Source organism: Thalassotalea sp. G20_0 (genome assembly GCF_017744175.1).
Lineage (GTDB): Bacteria > Pseudomonadota > Gammaproteobacteria > Pseudomonadales > Endozoicomonadaceae > Endozoicomonas.
The window spans coordinates 1-525 of the sequence record NZ_JAGHQV010000531.1 but is presented as its reverse complement, the minus strand read 5'-3'; the positions used below and the strand labels follow the sequence as shown (position 1 = coordinate 525).

Annotated in this window: 1 pseudogene; it reads right to left on the bottom strand. The window is 51.0% G+C overall.

What is annotated here, in order from left to right:
• A pseudogene (gene murD / locus J7438_RS27410) lies at positions 1 to 525 on the bottom strand (UDP-N-acetylmuramoyl-L-alanine--D-glutamate ligase); the annotation flags it as partial.

The following is a 525-nucleotide window of genomic DNA, read 5'->3' as shown; positions in this document are numbered from 1 at the left end:
AATGTAAACATCAATACTGTCATCATCCAGTAAATCAAGTACCGGGGTTCCGATATTGCCCCCTACGCCTGGCTTAAGCCCTGAATAGCTGACCATTTCACCAACCAGCGTGGTCACTGTGCTTTTACCATTGGAGCCGGTAATGGCGACGAGCGGCTTCTTTTTTGTTGAAACAGCCGAGGCAGCATTCACCGCTCGACAAAACAGCTCAATATCACCAATGGCAATAGCGCCATTGTCCATCGCCCTGGCAATGGCCGGTTCCGACAGAGCGATACCCGGACTAACCACCAACTCATCGGCAGTCATTAACCACTGCTCATTGAAACCACCGGTATGCAGGGGTACATCAGGAAATAGCTGACTACACTCCAATTCACCCGGAGGCGTTTCCCGGGTATCAATAATTTTGAACGGCAAACCCTGGCGATAAAGATAACGGGCACAGGACAGCCCGGTCTTGCCAAGACCGATAATCACACGATTACAGCTCGAGCCAATCAGCCCTGATGGCTCGTTATCTGC